Here is a 19125-nt window from a genome sequence, read left to right as displayed (position 1 = left end):
ATGGCTTTTCCGGTGCTTTCCACCTACCGGTTACAACTGCGCGGTGAATCGAGCGGGTTCGGGTTCACCTTCGCCGACGCCGAGAACCTGCTGGACTACCTCGACGACCTCGGAGTTTCGCATCTGTACCTGTCCCCGATCATGACTGCGGTCGCCGGATCCAGCCACGGCTACGACGTCGCCGACCCGACGGCGGTGTCGCCGGAGCTCGGCGGTCCGGAGGGACTGGCCCGGCTGTCGGCGGCGGCCCGGGCCCGCGGTATGGGCCTGGTCGTCGACATCGTGCCCAATCACGTCGGGGTGGACCAGCCGCAGCAGAACGCCTGGTGGTGGGACGTGCTGCGGAACGGCCGGTCCTCGGCGTACGCGGACTACTTCGATATCGACTGGGACCTCGATGACGGCCGAATTGTCTTGCCGATATTGGGTTCCGACGACGACGTCGCCGATCTGAAGGTCGACGGCGACCTGCTGCGGCTCGGCGACCTCGCGCTGCCGATCGCACCCGGCACCTCCGAGGGCACCGGCGCCCAGGTGCACGACCGTCAGCACTACCGGCTGGTGGGCTGGCGGCGCGGGTTGTGCGGTTATCGCCGTTTCTTCTCGATCACCTCGCTGGCCGGATTGCGTCAGGAAGATCCCGCGGTATTCGGCGCCAGTCACGCCGAAGTGGCCCGCTGGTTTTCCGAGGATCTTGTCGACGGTGTGCGCATCGACCACCCCGACGGGCTGTCCGATCCCTGCGAGTATCTAGCCTGGCTGCGAGAACTGTTGGGGCCCAAGGCCTGGATCGTGATCGAGAAGATCCTTGCCGTCGACGAGGCGCTGGAGCCGACACTGCCGGTGGCCGGCACCACCGGGTACGACGTGCTGCGCGAAGTGGGCGGAGTCTTCGTCGACCCTAGCGGGGAACCCGCGCTGACCACACTGGCCGAATCCGCCGGTGTCGAGTATCGCGGCATGCCGGCCATGCTGGCCGACCTCAAGATCCGCGCGGCCACCAAAACGCTGGCGCCGGAGATGGCCAGGGTGCGACGGTCGATCGTGGCGGCGACCGGCCGCGACCATCCACTGCTGCCCGATGCGATCGCCGCGCTGCTCACCCACATCGGGGTGTACCGCTCCGACTATCCCGGCCTGGCCGCGATCCTGCCCACCGCACTGGCTGAGACCCAATCGGCGGCACCGGAATTCGGCCCGGCGCTACAGGTGCTCGCCACGGCGCTGGCCCGCGGGGGTGAACCTGCGACACGGCTGCAGCAGCTGTGCGGGGCGGTGACCGCCAAAGCCGTCGAGGACTGCATGTTCTACCGCGACGCGCGGCTGGTGTCGCTGAACGAGGTGGGCGGCGAGCCGCATCGGTTTGGCGTAGGAGCCGCGGAGTTTCACCATCGCGCCGCCGAGCGCGCACGGACGTGGCCGCAGACGATGACCGCGCTGACCACTCACGACACCAAGCGCGGTGAGGATGTGCGCGCCCGCATCGGCGTGCTGTCCCAGGTGCCGTCGCTATGGTCGGAGTTCGTCGCGCGCTGGGAGGTGCAGGCCGCATCGCCCGATCCGGCGACCGGACAATTCTTGTGGCAGAACATCTTCGGGGCGTGGCCGGTCGGCGGAGAGGTGAATGACCAGCTGCGTGGCCGGCTGCACGCCTACGCCGAGAAGGCCATCCGGGAAGCGGGTTGGCACACCTCGTGGAACGACCCGGACACCGCGTTCGAGGACGCGGTGCACAGCTGGCTGGACACCGTGCTGGACGGACCGGTGGCCGGCGCCCTGACCGAGCTTGTCGCGCAACTCAATCCGCACGCCGCCAGCGACGCCCTGGGCCAGAAGCTGCTCGCGCTGACCGTACCCGGGGTGGCCGACACCTACCAGGGCACCGAGCTCTGGGACGACAGCCTGGTCGACCCGGACAACCGCCGTCCGGTCGACTATGCGGCCCGCAGAGCGGCGCTTGAAGACTTGCGGCACCCCAAGATTCGGGTCGTCACCACCGCGCTTCGGCTGCGGCGCTCCCGCCCGGACACCTTCCTCCGGGGCGGATACCTTCCGGTGCTCGCCGACGGGCAGGCCAGCGATCACGTGCTGGCGTTCCAGCGCGGCGACGACGTGGTGGTGGCGGTGACCCGCTGGACCGTGCGGCTGGCCGAAACGGGCTGGGGTAACACGGTGCTGCCCCTGCCCGAGGGTTCCTGGACCGACACTCTCACCGGCGCGATGGCAAGCGGACCGACTTCGGCGGCCGAATTGTTCGCCGACCTGCCCGTCGTCCTGCTGGAGCGCAATAGTGACTGAATTCCGGGTCTGGGCGCCCAAACCCGAGCGGGTGCGCCTCGACGTCAACGGTGCCGCGCATACGATGGAACGCTCGGACGACGGCTGGTGGCATGCGACCGTGGACACCGCGCCGGAGGCCCGCTACGGGTTCCTGCTGGACGACGACTCTACGGTGCTGCCCGACCCGCGCTCGGCCCGTCAGCCCGACGGCGTGCACGCGCGCTCGCAATTATGGGACCCGTTGCGCGCCAACTGGACCGACGCCGGCTGGGCAGGCCGGTCGGTCGAGGGCGCGGTGATCTACGAGTTGCATGTCGGGACCTTCACCGATGAAGGTACTTTCGACTCCGCGGCCGAGAAACTGGACTATCTGGTGGATCTCGGTATCGACTTCGTCGAGCTGATGCCCGTCAACTCCTTTGCCGGAACCCATGGTTGGGGATACGACGGTGTGTTGTGGTACAGCGTGCACGAACTCTACGGCGGGCCCGACGGCCTGGTCCGGTTCGTCGACGCCTGCCATGCCCGCGGTCTCGGCGTGCTGATCGACGCGGTGTTCAACCATCTAGGGCCGTCGGGCAACTACCTGCCGCGGTTCGGGCCGTACCTGTCGTCGGCGAGCAACCCGTGGGGGGAAGGCATCAACATCGCCGACGCCGACTCCGACGAGGTGCGACGCTACATCATCGGGTGTGCGCTGCGCTGGATGCGCGACTTCCACGCCGACGGGCTGCGCCTGGATGCAGTGCACGCCCTGGTCGACACCACCGCGGTGCACATCCTCGAGGAGCTGGCCACCGAGACCGACTGGCTGTCAAGGCAGTTGGAGCGTCCCCTGTCGCTGGTCGCCGAGAGCGACCGCAACGACCCACGGCTGGTTACGCCACGCGACGCCGGCGGCTACGGGGTGACCGCGCAGTGGGACGACGACATCCATCACGCCATCCATACCGCAGTATCCGGCGAACGGCAGGGCTACTACGCCGATTTCGGATCACTCGCGACGCTGGCACAAACGCTGCGCCACGGCTTTTTCCACGCCGGCACCTACTCGTCATTCCGTCGGCGGCGGCATGGACGTCCGCTGGATGTGTCGGCGATTCCCGCGACCAGGCTGGTCGGCTACACCTGCACCCACGACCAGGTGGGCAACCGCGCGCTGGGCGACCGGCCGTCGCAGAACCTGACCGCCGGACAGCTGGCGGTCAAAGCCGCGTTGGCCCTTGGATCTCCCTACACGGCAATGCTTTTCATGGGCGAAGAGTGGGGAGCGTCGACGCCGTTCCAGTTCTTCAGTTCCCATCCCGAACCGGAGTTGGCTCGCGCCACCGCGGAGGGTCGCAAGGCCGAGTTCGCCGAACACGGCTGGGACGCAGACGATATCCCCGACCCGCAGGATCCGCAGACGTTTCAGCGCTCCAAGCTGAACTGGGATGAAGTCGGCTCGGGCGAACACGCCCGGCTGCTGGGGCTCTATCGCGACCTGATCGCGTTGCGCCGCGCCGAGCCGGACCTGGCCGACCCGTGGCTGGAGCACCTCACCGTCGACTACGACGAAGCCGAACGCTGGATAATGCTGCGGCGGGGCCGGCTATCGATCGCCTGCAATCTCGGTGCCGAGCCGGTGACGGTGCCGATCGCCGGTGAGCTGGTGCTGGCCTGGGATCGGCCGGCCATTGGCGACGGCACCACCGAGCTCCCCGGCCATTCCTTCGCCATCCTGCGCACCTAAGTTGCGAGCTGGGGCACCTCGCGCAATTTCGCGCTACACACTCGGGGGGCCGGTTCCGTGGACCGCCTCGGCGACCGCATCGGCAAGCGGATCGATCTCGCCGTACGCCAGGTCTGCGATGGTAATTCGCAGGCCCGCGGGTGAGTCCATCCGGAACCGCGTACCCGGTGCCGCCGCCCAGCCCGCACTGAGCAAGCGGGTGATCGCCGTCGTCTCGTCGGGCACCGGGACCCAGACGTTCAGGCCGGACCTGCCGTGGGCCGTCACTCCGCGCTCGGTCAATGCCGCGCGTAATCGGTTGCGGTTGTTGGCATACCGCTCCTTAGCTTCCTCGACCAGGCACTTGGCGTTGTCGTCGGACCACAGCCGGACCGCGAGGTCCTGCAGCAGGTGACTCACCCAGCCGGGTCCGAGGCGCAGCCGTCCGTTCACCCGCTCGACCGTGCGGCGATCTCCGGCCATGATGGCCAGCCGCAGGTCAGGACCGTAAGCCTTAGACGCCGACCGCACGAAAGCCCAGCGCCGCGTCGAGCCGGCGAGCGCATACAGCGGCACGCCGGCGATCCCCGCGCAGTGGTCGTCCTCGACGACCAGCACTTCGGCGGTCTTGCCGGCCAACAGGCTACGCAGCGCTTTGGCCCGTTCGGCCGACAATGCGGCCCCGGTCGGGTTCTGCGCGCGGGAAGTCACCACCACTGCGCGTACGCCGCGACGCAGCGCCCGCGCCATGCTGAGCACCACCGGCCCCTCGTCGTCGACCTGAACCGGCTCAGCGGAAAGTCCCAGTGCGGCAAGAAGATCCAGCAAGTTGGCCCAGCCCGGATCCTCGACGGCGACTCGGTCGCCCGGTCGCAGGTGCGCCGTCAGCGCACGCTCGATGCCGTCCAGCGCGCCGCTGGTCACCGCCAGGTAATCCGCCGGCACGGCATCGGCGCTCAACGCGGCGCGGGCATATTCGAGCAACTCGTCCGAGATCGCGGATTGTCCATACAGCACCGGCGCGCCAGAATCCGGTGGCGCAAGCTGCGCCCCCGCGATCGGCAACAATGCAGGGTCCGGGTTGCCGGTCGACAAGTCACGCGCCCCCTCGGGAACGCCGAGGCCGAGCAGCGATCGGGGCGTGGTCGCCGGCCGGTCCCGAACCCGGGTTCCCCGTCGTCCCGCGGTTTCCACCGCCCCGCGTTCGCGCAGCAGACGATACGCGGCGGCGACCGTGTTGGCGTTGACGCCCAGTTCGGCTGCGACCTCCCGAATGGGCGGCAAGGCGTCACCCGGTGCCAGCGCGCCCTCGGAGATGCCGTCTTCGACGCTGGCAGCTATCGACTCCGCTCCCGAGCCGGTTATGCTGTATTGTACTGGCACGCTAACAAGTATGTTCTAGTACAAACTAAAAGGCAAGCGATGGAAACGGCATACCACCCCACTTCGCGAACAACACCTACTCGCTACCGGGAACGCGCACGCTACGACCGCGAGACCGTCCATCGCATCCTGGACGAGGCGCTGATCTGCCACCTCGGTTACGTCAACGCCGGACGACCGGTGGTATTGCCGACGACACACGCCCGCCTCGGCGAAACGCTGTACCTGCACGGTTCGACCGGCAGCGCCCCGATGCTCGCGGCGAAAGCCGCTGGCCTGCAGGTCTGCGTCACCGTCACCCTGGTCGACGGGCTGGTGCTGGCCCGTTCGGCGTTGCACCATTCGCTGGTCTACCGCTCGGTCGTCGTGGTGGGTGAGGCACGCGTCGTCGAGGATCCGGCGGAGAAACTGCGGGCGTTGCACTGTCTGCTCGACCACATCGCAACGGGCCGTGCCACCGACTGCCGGGCGCCGAATACCCGTGAACTCGCCGCGACCGCGGTGCTGGCCCTCGACCTCGTCGAAGTCTCGGCGAAGGTGCGCACCGGCGGCGCGGTGGACGAACCCGAAGACTGCGCACTGCCGCATTGGGCCGGGGTGCTGCCGCTGCGCCTGGCGGCCGATGCCCCGGTCCCGGCCGACGACCTCGTTCCCACCACCCCGGTGCCGCAGTACCTGACGCCCTACACCCGGTAGACCCGTCCGCGAGCGTCCGCAAATGTACGGCAAAACGGTCGAAAACCTGTACATTTGCGCGCGCTCGCGGCACGAGAGGGGCCTACAAAAGCAGGTAGCGGTACGCCGGGGAGCCGGGGTGCAGGGTTTCGACGTGAATCTCGGTCGCCCGCATCCGGGCCAGCAGGCCATCCAGGTCTGCGGCCGATCCCAGCTGAATGCCGACCAGCGCCTCGCCGGTCTCCCGGTTGTTGCGCTTGACGTACTCGAACAACGTGATGTCGTCGTTGGGCCCGAGCACCTCGTCGAGGAATCTGCGCAACGCCCCGGGCTCCTGCGGGAAGTCCACCAGGAAGTAGTGCTTGAGGCCGAGGTGGATCAGCGAGCGCTCCAGCACCTCGCCGTAGCGTGAGATGTCGTTGTTGCCGCCGGAGATAAGGCACACCACGGTGGACCCGGGCTCGACGTCGGTCTCGAGCAGCCCGGCCACCGCGAGCGCGCCCGCCGGCTCGGCGATGATGCCCTCGTTCTGGTAGAGGTCGAGCATCGCGGTGCACACCGCGCCCTCGTCGACGGTGGTGATGGACACCATGTCCCCGGCGGCGGCCAGCGCCGCATAGGTGAGGGTGCCGGCGCGGTTCACTGCGGCGCCGTCGACGAACTGGTCGACGTGGTCCAGCGTCACCGGCTCCCCCGCGGCCAGCGCCGCCATCATCGCGGCGGCCCCCGCCGGCTCGATACCCAACACCGCGGTCTTGGTGGTCCGCTCGGCGAGGTAGGTCGTGACGCCGGCGATGCAGCCGCCGCCGCCCACCGGAACCACCATCAGATCGGGCTCCCCACCGAGCTCTTCGAGCTGCGCCAGCACTTCGACGGCGATGGTGCCCTGACCGGCCATGGTGCGCAGGTCGTCGTACGGCGGCACCAGTGTGGCGCCGGTGCGTTCGACATCGGCCATGGCCGCCTCCGCGGCCAGATCGTAGGTCGACCCGGCGACGATCAGCTCGATGAACTCCCGGCCGTGATAACGGATCCGGTCACGCTTCTGCTTAGGTGTCTTGGCGGGCACATAAACGCGGCCGTGCACGCCCAGCGCCCGGCAGGCGTACGCGAAGCCCTGCGCGTGGTTGCCGGCGGACGAGCACACCACGCCCGCGGCCAGCTCGTCGTCGGACAACTGGACCAGCAGGTTGTAGGCGCCCCGCAGCTTGTAGGAGCGCACGGTCTGCAGGTCTTCGCGTTTGAGATAGACCGTCGCGCCGGTGACATCCGACAGCCGCTCGCTGAGTTGCAACGGGGTGGGCGCCACCACCGGGGCAATCCGCTTCGCCGCGCCGTCGATGTCGGCCGCGGACAGCGGCAGACTTCCCCGGCCCTGCGGGCTCACGCTCAGTTCAGCGGACACCGATCAATGGTGCCATGCCGCCCCAGGGGCAAGTCAGCTTACCGGGGTCAGCACGAACACCGGAATCTGCCGGTCGGTCTTCTTCTGGTACTCGGCGTAGTCCGGCCACGCCGCCACGGCGCGCTCCCACCACACGGCCTTCTCGTCGCCGAACACCTCGCGGGCCTCGTAATCGCGCGTGACGCTGCCGTCCTGAAGCTCGACGCGGGGGTTCTTCACGATGTTGTGGTACCAGACCGGGTTCTTCGGGGCACCGCCGAGGGAGGCGACGACGGCGTACTGGCCGTCGTGCTCGACGCGCATCAGCGGCGTCTTGCGCAGCTTGCCGGTCTTGGCGCCGACGGTGGTCAGCAGGATGATGGGCTTGCCCTTCATGTCCGCGGCCTCGGCGCCGCCGGATTCGGCGTACTTCTCGGCTTGTTCGCGGGACCAATCGAGGGGGCTGGGGGCGTATTCACCTTGTAGGGGCATGCCAACCACTGTATGCGGCGGTCGTGGTGGCGGTCAGACCGCGCGTTCTGGCCAGTTCCGCGATCACGTTGACCCGCCTGATGGCGGTGGCGATCTCGTCGGCGAACTGACGTCGCCGTTGCGCAATGTCACCGGCGTCATCGGGTTCGGCGGGCACGTCGACCAGCTCGCGATGCCGGGCCAGCCGCAGCGCGGTCTTGAACAGTTCCATCGACCTCGACTCGGCGCTGGCGATGCGGTGCTGCAACTCCCACTGCTTGCCCACCTGCAGGCACTCGGTCAGGAAGGCCTGTTCGTCGAATGTCTCGTCCTCGTGGGCGGCCAGCCGGTCGGCGACGATGTGGTAGGCGTCCAAGAACGGTCGCAGCACCAGGTGCGCAAGCAGCAGGTCGGCCGATTCCAGCAGCCGCCGCACGTCGGCCGCCGCGACGGACCTGGTGGTGTCCTCCACCGGCCCGATCAGCCGCACCTCGTCGGCAAGATCCTTCTCGAACTGTGCTCGGGCGGAGAACAGGAACTCGAACTTCAGCAACTCGCGCAGGCGCAGCGCCTCGTCGCGCACGGTGGCCGGGAGCACCGAGCCGTCGGCCGCATCCTCGGTGGCGGCCAGCAATGCCATCTCGGCGATCGCGCGGTCGACCAGGATGTGGATTGCGGTATTGCGGTAGAACGCCGCGACCAGGTGTTGGTCGGCGCCGATGCCCCACACCGCCTCGGTACCGGCGTCGTACACGTTCACCACGCCGGAGGAGACCAGCTGGTGCAGCGTCCAGCGGATCGTCGAACGGTTGGTCAGGTCGGCGGCGCCGGCCACCGCCCAGTGCCGTGCCGCGATGTAACTGGCCAGCGGTTGCACGGTGGCCAGCACCTCGCTGATGGAAAGCGAGCGGTCGGCGCCCAGCAGCGCGAGGCTGACCACCGCGGTGGGGGTGACCGGGGTGGCGCGGTTGATCCGGTGTTCCACGTCCAGTGCGATGCGCTCGATTTCGGTACCGGTACCCGAGTCCCCGGTTTGCAGGGCCCGCAATTCCTCGAGGCGCTTGCGCAACGGCAGCGGTTCGCCGAAGTCAAGATAGGCCCGGCCCAGCCGCTCGCCCTGCTGGCGTGCGAGCCGGACCAGGAAGCGGAAGTCCTCCGGCCGTTTAACGGCACCGTAGGCCTCGTTCGTCATCGCTTCGACCTCGTGCAGCTGGTCGTACACGATGGAGGTGGGGACCAAATACACTTCGGGACCGTCGATTTCGTCGACGGCGTCGGTGATGTAGCGCAGGATGCCGAACACCGGGGGCCGCAGCTTGCCGGTTCTGGTGCGGCCACCTTCAATGGACCAGGTCAGGTTGACGTGGTTTTGCACCAGCTGCGCGGTGTAGGCGCGCAATACGAACCGGTAGACCGGAATGTCCTTGGTCTGACGGCGGATGAAGATGGTGCCCGTGCGCTTGGCGAAGCCGCCCATCGGAAAGAAGTTCAGGTTCGACCCGCCGAAGGTCAACGCCGGGGAGAGCCGATTGGCCTGGATCGTCTCCGGCAGCAGCATGCCGTCCAGGTAAGACCGGTGCGAAAACGCAAACGCCAGTGTCGCTTTGCGATCGAGCTTGCGCAGCGCAGCGATCTGGTCCTCGTCGACGAGCACGTCATAGGCGCGCATCAGCCAGCGGCTGAAGCCCCGCCACGCCTCCACGGCACGCTCGTCCCGCGAGGCCGCGACCTCACGCAGGTAGCAGGCGGCTTCGACACGCACACTGTCGGGATCCCGCCCGAGGTCGGCCGCCAGCTTCTGCAGCCGCTCCTCGTACCACTTGGCGGCCAGCAGCTGACCGACCTCGGCTGGGTCCGTCGGCAACGCCGTAACCGATTCGTCGACAATACCGGTGCGCTGCAGCAACTTTCGTATCCGTGCGCGGCTGACCTCACGCACAGTCCCCGCCACTCCCCCGGTCACGCCGGCTGCACCGATGCGACGCTGGCGGGCTCGTGGACGTCGGGGTGCAGATCACCGGCGTAGAGCTCCTCGACCTCGGCGGCGTATTTCGTGACGATCGGGCGGCGTTTGAGCTTCATCGTCAGCGTTATCTCGTCGCCGCCCGGCTCCCACAACGTGGGCAGCACCCGGAAGCGCTTGATCTGCTCCACCCGCGAGAGTTTGGCGTTGCCTTCGGCCACTCCCGCGGCGATCCGGGAAATCACCTCCGGATCGGCTGCCAGGGCCGCGGGCGAAGGCTCGAGCCCGCGCTGGGCCGCATACGGGCCGACCGAGTCCGCATCGAAGACCATCAGCGCGGTGTTGTACGGCCGGCCGTCACCGATCGCGATCATCACCCCGATCATCGGGCACGCGGCAAGGATGCTGTTCTCAATGTTGGCCGGCGACATGTTCTTTCCGGCCGCATTGATGATCAGCTCCTTTTTGCGGTCGACGACCCTCAGAAAGCCGTCGGAGTCGACCTCGAGGATGTCTCCGGTGTGCAGCCACCCTGCTTCGTCGATCGCCTCCGCGGTCTTGGCCGGTTCCTTGCGGTAGCCCTTCATCACCAACGGGCCGCGGACCAGATACTCCCCGTCCTCGGCGATTTTGCCCTCCAGCCCGGGCAGCAGTTTGCCGACGGTGCCAAGGCGCGCTTCGCGGGGATGGACGAGCGTCGCGGCGCAGCTCAATTCGGACATTCCCCAAAGCTCGGCGATCGGCATGCCGATGCCCGCGAAGAACGCCAGTGTCTCTTTGGGAATCGGCGCCGCTCCCGAGACCGCCCACCGCAGCTCGCCGAAGCCGAGCCGTTCGCGGACCTTCGACAGCACCAGCTCGTCAGCCTTGGCCCATTCGGCGGCTAGGTCGTCCGGCATCTCTTCACCGGCAACCAGGGTCGCAGCGCGTTTCGCGGCTATCGCCATTGCCCAATCCAATGCTTGTCGCTTGGTGTCGTCGGTTTCGTGGCCGACCATGAATTCGATTCCGGCCTTGAGCTTTTCCCATACCCGCGGCACGGCACCCCAGATGGTGGGACGGACGTCGGGCAGTACGGCCGCGATCTGACGACTGTCAGACACGACTGTGACCTGGCTGCCGAACATCTCCTGCAGGTAGAGGCAACACATCCGGTCGGCGATGTGCGCCGACGGCAGAAACGACGTGATCCGGTCACCGAATTCGATCCCGAGCACCGTGTCGATGGCCCGGCCCTCGAACAGCAGGTTGGTGTGGGTCATCTCGACCCCCTTGGGGTTGCCGGTGGTCCCGGAGGTGTAGATCAGAGTGACCACGTCGTCGGGTTGCACAGCCCGCCATGAGGCGTCGAAGTCGAAATCTGCGGTAGCGGCGGCGTACAAATCGTCTACCGAGCGCGTGCCCTGCGGGTTGCCGTCGATGCAGACGATGTGTTCGATGGCTGCGCCGCTGGCGCGGATGCGGTCGACGTACTGCTCCTCGCAGATCACCACCTTGGTGCCGGCGTTGCCGAACACGTAGGTCAGTTGTTCGGCCGGCAGCGTGTTGTACACCGAAAACGAGGTGGCGCCAACGTGTTGCGCGCCGACCTCGAGCGGGTAGAACTCGATGCGGTTCGCCATCATCAGCGAGACGGTGTCGCCGCGGCGGACCCCCAGGCCGGCGAGCCCGGCCGCCACCTTGCGCACCTGGTCGAGATATTCGCGCCAGGTCAGTGTCTGGGTGTCACCAGGGGTCCGCAGGGCGACGGCATCCGGATCGATTGCCGCGGTGCGCTGGAACGCCTCGCACATGGTGGTTGGGCCCTCGTTGGTGGTCATGTCCGCTCTCCTAGGTTTGCCCGCATATCGGTGAGCGTACGTCCGCGGTAGTGGGGGCGGAAGGCCGATCGCGAGCGCGGCGCAGCCGCGCGCTGGGGGTCGCCACGGTCGGGGCAGCCTCGTTCGACGCGTAGGTTGGGAAAGCGTGGGGACCGAATCCGCTATTGACGTCAGCGAGCTTTCGCCGGTCGAGCAGACGGCGTTGCTCACTCAGTACGCCCGGGCGCTGGACAGCAGGTGGCCCCGGACGATCCTCGGCGACACGCTCGCCGACGAAATCGTCGGCCGGATCGACTTCGACTTCGCCGGTCTTGGCGTGACCGACAGCGTGGTGTGCCAGTCGGCGCTGCGAGCCAAGATGCTCGACGAGCGGGTGCGCAGATTCGTCACCGCACATCCCGGCGCTGTCGTCGTCGACCTCGGTGCCGGGCTGGACACGGGCGTGTTCCGGGTCGACCCGCCCGACACGGTGGACTGGTACAGCATCGACCTGCCGCGCGTCATCGCGTTGCGCGACGAGGTGATGCCGCGCAGAGACCACGCGCATTCGCTGGCCGCGTCGGTCGCCGAAAACAGCTGGCCCGAACCCATCCCCGCCGACCGGCCCGCCATGGTGATCGCCGACGGGCTGTTCGCGTTCTTGCCCGAGGCGGTGATCGTCGGCATCTTCCGCCGCGTGACGGACTATTTCCGGTCCGGCGAACTGGCCTTCAACGACTACGGGCGCATCGGCTGGTTCAGCCGCGCCGCGGTGAAGCTTGCCCCGCAACGGATGTTCTCCCAAGTCGGCAGCCAATGGGGATACGCGGGGTTCAAAGACGCCCGGGTGCCCGAGTCGTGGAACCCGCGATTGCGGCTAGTCGAGGAGGCCAGCCTGGCGCACGCTCCCGAGGTGGACCTGTTCCCGGGCTGGATTCGCTTGGCCACCAAGCTATCCGGGAAGTCCAAGGCCGCGGCCCGCAAGGCGCGCATTCTGCGCTATCAGTTCTAGCCGCGAACGTCCACATTTGTACAGCGTTCCGCGGCAAATCGAGTACATTTGCGCGCCCTCGCGACGGGCCGCGCGCCTACCCGCCCAGGCAGCCCGGACCCAGCAGTTCTTTGAGGTCGCCCATCAACGCGGGCGAGGGCGTCACCCGCAGCGACTGATCGAGTTCCAGCGTCGTGATGCGATCCCCGCTGATGAGGCGCAGATGCACCTGCGACGTTCCGGGATGGCGGGCCAGTACCTGCTTGAGGGCGCTCACCTTGTCGATGGTGCACTGCCGCGTCGGCAGGCTGACCGCCAGCGGCCGATCCGGTTGCGCGCTGGAAAAGTCGGGCACCACCAGCTCGTTGGCGATCAGGCTGATGCGGTCGTCGCGGATCGCCACCTTGGCGTTGACCAGCACCACCGCGTCGTCGGCGATCTCGGCGCCGTAGTTGGAGTAGGTGTGCGGGAAGAACATCACCTCGATGCCGCCGGTTAGGTCTTCCAATTGTGCTGAAGCCCAGGGCATCCCGTTCTTGTTGACCCTGCGATTGACCGAGGCCAGGATGCCGCCGACGCGAACCTGGGTGTCGTTGGGGATGTCGCCGTCAAGGATGGCCGGTATGGCGGTATCGACCTGAGCGGCCAGCAGGTGGGCCACCTTATTGAGCGGGTGCCCCGAAACGTACAGCCCCAGCATCTCTCGTTCCAGGGCCAGCTTGTGCTTGTCCTCCCACTCGTCGTCGGGCACCTTGATGGTGAACACGGAATCTCCAGTGTCGCCGGCGCCTTTCCCCTCCTCGTCCCAGCCGCCGAACAGGTCGAATTGTCCCATCGCTTCGGCCTTTTTGGTGCCCAGCACCGAGTCCACGGCGTCGGTGTGGACCAGGAAAAGACCTTTGCGAGCATGGCCGAGCGAATCGAAAGCGCCCGCCTTGATCAGTGATTCGGTGACTTTTTTGTTGCATGCCGAGATGTCGATCTTGTTCAAGTAGTCCGAGAAATCGGTGAACTTGCCCTTGTCGCTGCGGGTCTTGAGCAACGAGCCGACCACGTTGGCGCCGACATTACGCACCGCACCCAGGCCGTAGCGGATGTCTTGCCCCACCGACGCGAAGTTCAGGCCGGACTCGTTGACATCCGGCGGCAACACCGTGATGCCGAGCTTGCGGCAGTCGGCCAGATAGACGGCGGCCTTGTCCTTATCGTCGCCGACGGAGGTCAGCAGACCGGCCATGTATTCGGCGGCATAGTTGGCCTTGAGGTAAGCGGTCCAGTAGGACACCAGGCCGTAGCCGGCGGCGTGCGACTTGTTGAACGCGTAGTCGGCGAACGGCAAGATGGTGTCCCACAACGCTTTGATGGCGCCGGCCGAGAATCCGTTGGCCTTCATCCCGTCGGAGAAACCTTCGAATTCCTTTTCCAGGACCTCGCGCTTCTTCTTGCCCATCGCCTTGCGCAAAATGTCGGCTCGGGCCAGTGAGTAGCTGGCGACCTTCTGCGCGATGCGCATGATCTGCTCTTGGTAGACGATGAGGCCGTAGGTTTCGGCCAGGATCTCGCGCAGCGGTTCGGCGAGTTCGGGGTGGATCGGTTTGATGGCCTGCCGGTTGTTCTTGCGGTCGGCGTAGTCGTTGTGGGCGTTCATGCCCATCGGGCCGGGACGGTACAGCGCTAGCACCGCGACGATGTCCTCGAACCCGGTCGGTTGCATGCGGCGCAGCAGGTCACGCATCGGCCCGCCGTCGAGCTGGAAGACGCCCAGAGTGTCGCCGCGGCCCAGCAGCTCGTAGGTGGCCTTGTCGTCCAGCGGCACCGACTCCAGGTCGAGCTCGATTCCCCTGTTGGCCTTGATGTTGTCGATCGCGTCGCCGATGATCGTCAGGTTGCGCAGACCCAGGAAGTCCATCTTCAGCAGGCCGATGGCCTCGCACGAGGGATAATCCCAGCCGGTGATGATGGCGCCGTCCTGCGGGCGCTTCCACAGCGGGATGGCCTCGGTCAGCGGCTCGCTGCTCATGATCACCGCACAGGCATGCACGCCGGCGTTGCGGATCAGACCCTCCAGGCCCCGCGCCGTCTGGTAGATGGTGCGCACGTCGGGATCGCTTTCGATCAGGGTGCGGACCTCGGCGGCCTCCTTGTACCGCTCGTGGGCGGGATCGGTGATACCCGACAGTGGAATGTCTTTGGCCATGATCGGCGGCGGCAGCGCCTTGGTGATCCGGTCGGCGATCGCGAAACCGGGCTGCCCGTAGTGGATCCGCGCCGAATCCTTCAGCGCCGCTTTGGTTTTGATGGTGCCGAAGGTGATGACTTGCGCGACCCGGTCGTGGCCCCACTTGTCGGCGGCGTAGCGCACCATCTCGCCGCGGCGACGGTCGTCGAAATCGATGTCGATGTCGGGCATCGACGTGCGTTCGGGATTGAGGAACCGCTCGAACAGCAGCCCGTGCGGTATCGGGTCGATGTCGGTGATGCCGAGCGCGTAGGCGACCAGCGATCCGGCGGCCGAACCGCGGCCCGGGCCGACGCGGATGCCGACCGAGCGTGCGTAGTTGATCAGGTCGGCGACGATCAGGAAGTAGGACGGGAAGCCCTTGGCGCAGATGACGTCGATCTCGTATGCCGCGCGGGTGCGATAGCTTTCGGGCGGACCGGCCGGGAAGCGCCGGGTCAGCCCGGTGTCGACCTCATGACGCAGCCAGGACGCCTGGTCGTGGCCGTCGGGCACCGGGAAGACCGGCATCCGGTCGCGAGGTGCCCACACGTCGGCGTAGGACTGCACCCGTTCGGCGATCAGCAACGTGGAGTCGCAGGCGCCGGGCACCTGGTCGTCCCACAGCCGGCGCATCTCGTCGGCCGACTTGAGGTAGTAGCCGTCACCGTCGAACTTGAACCGGTTGGGGTCCGACAGCGTCTTGCCGGTCTGTACGCACAGCAGTGCCTCGTGGTTGTGCGCGGCGTCGCGGGTGACGTAGTGGCAGTCGTTGGTGGCCAGCGGCGGGATGTTGAGCGTGCGGCCGATTTCGAGCAGGCCGTCGCGGACCCGCTGTTCAATCGAAAGCCCGTGGTCCATCAGCTCGAGGAAGTAGTTGTCCGGACCGACGATCTCCCGCCACTTTGCGGCGGCCTCCAGCGCCTCGCGGCGCTGGCCGAGCCGAAGCCGGGTCTGCACCTCCCCCGATGGGCAGCCGGTGGTGATGATGATGCCGTCGGCGTGCTCGGCGATCAGCTCGGCATCCATCCGCGACCACTTGCTCAGCTGGCCCTCGAATGAGGCCAGCGAGGACAGCTTGAACAGGTTGCGCAGACCGGCGGCGTTCTCGGCCATCATCGTCAAGTGCGTGTAGGCGCCGCTGCCGGAAACGTCGTCTGCCTTCTGGCTGGGATCGCCCCACGAGACACGCCGGGTATCAAAACGGGAAGCGGGCGCGATATACGCCTCCACGCCGATGATCGGCTTGATCCCGGCTTTGGTGGCGGCGTTGTAGAACTCGCTGGCGCCGAACATGTTTCCGTGATCGGTCATGCCGATCGCGGGCATCCCCAGCCGATCCACCTCGGCAAGCATCGGGGTGATCTTCGCCGCACCGTCCAGCATCGAGTACTCGGTGTGGTTGTGCAGGTGCACGAAGCTCGACTGATTCATAGGGACGCCAGTCTATGACCGAGCACTGACGCTTTCCCGGCGTGTCGCCATGTGTGTCTTACGTGGTTTATCCGTAGAGCTCGACGAAGTTCTTCAGCGACTTCTGCACGTCGCCTTTGGCGGCGCGGGCCGCCGCCGAACCGACCGGGCCGAACAACGGGCGCCCACCCAGTTCGAGGCGCAACCCGAGGGTGGACCCGTCGTCGGTGGGCTGCACGGTGAGCCGGACGCCGTATTTCGTTCCGCCTTTGCCGTCTCCTGACATCGCGACCTCGTGCGGGGGGTCCCACTTGGTCACCGTCCACGTCACCCGGTTGCGCAAGCCTTTGGAACGTGCCACGCCCACGACCTGTGTTCCTTCGGTGATCTCGTCGGGCAGCTCGCTGCGCCAGCCCTCGTGCATGACGAGCCACTCGCCCAGGTCCGACAGGTCGGCAACGTGCTCCCACATCTCTTGGGGGCTCATCGGCATGTCGGCGCTCAACTCAACGGAAGCCATTCGGCGAGCCTAACGCGGCCCAGTACGGCGAGCAGACGCAAAATCACTCAAATCTGCCGTGATTTAGGCGATTTTGCGTCTGCTCGGCGTAATTTGTTCGCCCTCGTCGATGCCGATGCGCTCGTGCAGGCTGGCCAGCGCTGTGGGGGCCCACCAGTTCGCCCGGCCCATCAAGCGCATGAACGCGGGCAGCAGCAGCATGCGTACCAGCGTGGCGTCCACCACCACGGCCAGGGTGAGCCCGACGCCGAACATTCTCATGAAGGACACTCGCGCGGCTATCAGCGCGGCGAACGAGATCGCCATCAGCAGCGCCGCGGCGGTCACCACCCGGCCGGAGCGGGCCAGTCCGAGTGCGACGGCCTCGTCGTTGGCCGCCGGGGTGCGGTCGGAGGCCAGCCAGTGCTCACGAATCCGGGACACCAGGAAAACCTCGTAATCCATCGACAGGCCGAACGCGATGCAGAACAACAGCACCGGCATATGGATCATCAGGGTGCCGTTGGCGGTGGTGCCCAATGCGCCGAGGTGACCGTCCTGGAAGATCCACACCAGCGCGCCGAAGGCGGCGGTCAGCGATAAGACGTTGAGCACCAACGCTTTCAGCGGCAGCACCACGCTCCCGGTCAATAAGAACAGCAACGCGAACGTGATGACGGCAATGATGGACAGGACAAGCGGCAGCCGGGTGGTCACCGCCTGAGCGCTGTCGCGGTTGATCTGCGCCCGGCCGGTGAGTTGCACGTCGCGGCCGCCGGGACCGCCGACAGCCTGCAGGCGATCCAGCTGCCTTTCGGAGGCGGTGGAGAACAGCCGGGCCGTACTGGACACGGTCAGGTACGCGGCGCCGTCTCTGATATCGGTGGCCGCTGACGGTGGCCCGGCCGGCGAGCCGTTCCTGAAGGTCCCGCCGGGTGCCGACACCGACACCACGTCGGGTACCTGTGAGAGCTGGACGGCATAGCGCTCGATCTCGCCGGACGCCAGCCCGGTGGCATCGGGGATCACGACGGTCACGTCGTTCCCCATGTCGGTCGCGAAATCGGAGCGCAGCTGGTCGCCCACCTGCCGCGCCGACGCCGACGCCGGCAACACCCGCTCGTCGGAGAACCCCCAATTCGCTCCCAGGAAAGGCGCGCCCAACACCAGCAGTACCGCAATGACCACGGTACCTATCGGAATCGGCTGTCGCATAACGGCTTTCGTCGAGCGGTACAGGAAACTCTGTTCGATCGGGCGGGGGGCCGGCTCGGGGCGGTTGAGTACCCGGCGAATCAGCCGCCGCACGTTGAGCGAGTCCAGCCGGTCGCCGAGCAGCACGATCACAGCGGGTGTGATCAACACGGCGGCGACGGCCGCCAGCGCCACCACTGCGACGCCCGCATAGGCGAACGACTTCAGGAAGTACATCGGGAACATCACCATGGTGACCATCGACAGTGCGACCGTTGTCGCCGAGAACAGCACGGTTCGACCGGCCGTGCACATGGTGCGGACCAGTGCGTCGTCGCGCTCATTGCCGTCGGCGAGCTCGTCGCGGTATCGGCTGATGATCAGCAGCGTGTAGTCGATGGCCAGGGCCAGGCCCATGGCCACGGTGAGGTTGAGCGCGAAGATGGAGACGTCGGTGGCGAGGGCGATCGCCCGCAGCGTCGCCAGCGTGCAAACGATCGCGAAGCCACCCACCGCCATCGGTATCGCCGCGGCGAGGATGCCGCCGAACACCCAGACCAGCACGACGAAACTCAGCGGAAACGCGATGGATTCCATTACCAGTAGGTCTTTTTCGCTTTGCTTGTTGATCTGGGCGTACGTCAGGGCCTCGCCGCCGGCCCTGACCGTGACGCCGTCGCGATTGTGCACCAGCCTTTTGGCCAGCGCCGCGGCGTTTTTCTGGGCGCCGGTCTCGCCACCGCGAATACCGGCGATGATCAGTCCGGTCTTGCCGTCCTTACTGGTCAGGCCCGCCGCCCCCGGCGGCGGAAGGGTCCATGCCGAATTCACCCGGGCTACGTCGGGCGACGCTCTCAGTTGGGCGACAAGATCGCTGGCCAGGGCCCGGGCGGCCGGGCTTTGCGCACCGGCCTCGGAGGTCAGCGAGAGAATCAGCTCCTGGTCGCCGCTGTCGAACTTCTGGGCGAGCACCCGTTGAGCCCGCGACGACTGCGACGCCGGATCCTTATAGCCGCCCGCCGACAATACGTCGACGGCGGAGAAGCCGAAAACTCCGGCGCCGACCATGATCAGAAGGGCCGCGACGATGATTCTGCGTGGCGCGGCAATGGCCAGCCGGGCAACTCCGCGCAGCACCTGGTGC

At 67.0% G+C, this 19125-nt stretch carries 12 protein-coding genes; 4 read left to right on the top strand and 8 right to left on the bottom strand.

All coding sequences use genetic code 11. The features are described 5' to 3' along the window. Both treY and treZ read left to right on the top strand, forming a co-directional pair. Entirely contained in the window at positions 1–2298 is a 2298-nt protein-coding gene (gene treY / locus A9W99_RS25150) for a malto-oligosyltrehalose synthase (protein WP_067384989.1), read from the top strand. Next, positions 2291–4012 carry a malto-oligosyltrehalose trehalohydrolase gene (treZ, locus tag A9W99_RS25145; protein ID WP_067384986.1) on the top strand — a complete coding sequence of 574 codons (1722 nt, stop codon included), beginning with the start codon at positions 2291–2293 and terminating at the stop codon, positions 4010–4012. The genes treY and treZ overlap by 8 nt, the downstream gene beginning before the upstream one ends. Positions 4013–4045: 33 nt before the next feature. On the opposite strand, the gene A9W99_RS25140 is transcribed toward treZ, so the two are convergent. After that, positions 4046–5374 (bottom strand): aminotransferase class I/II-fold pyridoxal phosphate-dependent enzyme, encoded by a 1329-nt coding sequence (locus A9W99_RS25140; RefSeq protein ID WP_067384983.1) that lies wholly within the window; start codon positions 5372–5374, stop codon positions 4046–4048. Positions 5375–5413: 39 nt separating this feature from the next. Between A9W99_RS25140 and A9W99_RS25135 the strand changes: the two genes are divergently transcribed. Continuing rightward, the gene (locus A9W99_RS25135) at positions 5414–6070 is read left to right on the top strand and encodes a pyridoxamine 5'-phosphate oxidase family protein (protein ID WP_067384980.1); all 657 of its coding nucleotides are present in this window, start codon (positions 5414–5416) and stop codon (positions 6068–6070) included. Between the two features lie 82 nt (positions 6071–6152). Here the strand turns inward: A9W99_RS25135 and ilvA are convergent, their stop codons facing one another. Genes ilvA through fadD11 form a run of 4 tightly spaced genes read right to left on the bottom strand, consistent with a single transcriptional unit; the run spans position 6153 to position 11687 of the window. Next, positions 6153–7454 carry a threonine ammonia-lyase gene (ilvA, locus tag A9W99_RS25130; protein WP_067384977.1) on the bottom strand — a complete coding sequence of 434 codons (1302 nt, stop codon included), beginning with the start codon at positions 7452–7454 and terminating at the stop codon, positions 6153–6155. 33 nt (positions 7455–7487) lie between these two features. Further along, on the bottom strand, positions 7488–7925 hold the full coding sequence (locus A9W99_RS25125) for a nitroreductase family deazaflavin-dependent oxidoreductase (protein WP_067384974.1): 438 nt from the start codon (positions 7923–7925) through the stop codon (positions 7488–7490). Next, positions 7909–9867, bottom strand: coding sequence for a lysophospholipid acyltransferase (locus A9W99_RS25120; protein ID WP_067384971.1), 1959 nt, complete (start codon positions 9865–9867; stop codon positions 7909–7911). The genes A9W99_RS25125 and A9W99_RS25120 overlap by 17 nt, the downstream gene beginning before the upstream one ends. Beyond that, positions 9864–11687 (bottom strand): fatty acid--CoA ligase FadD11, encoded by a 1824-nt coding sequence (gene fadD11 / locus A9W99_RS25115; protein WP_067384968.1) that lies wholly within the window; start codon positions 11685–11687, stop codon positions 9864–9866. The genes A9W99_RS25120 and fadD11 overlap by 4 nt, the downstream gene beginning before the upstream one ends. A 145-nt stretch (positions 11688–11832) precedes the next feature. Here fadD11 and A9W99_RS25110 point away from each other — a divergent pair, with 145 nt between their 5' ends. Then, complete coding sequence (locus A9W99_RS25110) at positions 11833–12678, top strand: class I SAM-dependent methyltransferase (RefSeq protein ID WP_067384966.1); 846 nt, start codon at positions 11833–11835, stop codon at positions 12676–12678. 76 nt (positions 12679–12754) lie between these two features. Here the strand turns inward: A9W99_RS25110 and dnaE are convergent, their stop codons facing one another. The 3 genes from dnaE to A9W99_RS25095 all read right to left on the bottom strand — a co-directional run bounded on the left by dnaE (position 12755) and on the right by A9W99_RS25095 (position 19118). Further along, positions 12755–16309, bottom strand: a complete 3555-nt coding sequence (dnaE, locus tag A9W99_RS25105) for a DNA polymerase III subunit alpha (RefSeq protein ID WP_067384963.1) — start codon at positions 16307–16309, stop codon at positions 12755–12757. A gap of 67 nt (positions 16310–16376) precedes the next feature. Then, complete coding sequence (locus tag A9W99_RS25100; protein WP_067384960.1) at positions 16377–16808, bottom strand: SRPBCC family protein; 432 nt, start codon at positions 16806–16808, stop codon at positions 16377–16379. A gap of 63 nt (positions 16809–16871) precedes the next feature. After that, complete coding sequence (locus A9W99_RS25095; protein ID WP_067384957.1) at positions 16872–19118, bottom strand: MMPL family transporter; 2247 nt, start codon at positions 19116–19118, stop codon at positions 16872–16874. Between the last annotated feature and the right edge of the window lie 7 nt (positions 19119–19125).

It is taken from the genome of Mycobacterium sp. 1164966.3, assembly GCF_001665395.1.
Taxonomy (GTDB): domain Bacteria; phylum Actinomycetota; class Actinomycetes; order Mycobacteriales; family Mycobacteriaceae; genus Mycobacterium.
This window is presented reverse-complemented; position numbering and strand designations above follow the sequence as displayed.

Excerpts from the sequence above, each read along its gene's own strand:
- dnaE (WP_067384963.1), bottom strand. The coding sequence starts at position 16,309 with ATGAATCAGTCGAGCTTCGTGCACCTGCACAACCACACCGAGTACTCG.
- fadD11 (WP_067384968.1), bottom strand. The coding sequence starts at position 11,687 with ATGACCACCAACGAGGGCCCAACCACCATGTGCGAGGCGTTCCAGCGC.
- treY (WP_067384989.1), top strand. The coding sequence starts at position 1 with ATGGCTTTTCCGGTGCTTTCCACCTACCGGTTACAACTGCGCGGTGAA.
- A9W99_RS25100 (WP_067384960.1), bottom strand. The coding sequence starts at position 16,808 with ATGGCTTCCGTTGAGTTGAGCGCCGACATGCCGATGAGCCCCCAAGAG.
- A9W99_RS25135 (WP_067384980.1), top strand. The coding sequence starts at position 5,414 with ATGGAAACGGCATACCACCCCACTTCGCGAACAACACCTACTCGCTAC.
- A9W99_RS25125 (WP_067384974.1), bottom strand. The coding sequence starts at position 7,925 with ATGCCCCTACAAGGTGAATACGCCCCCAGCCCCCTCGATTGGTCCCGC.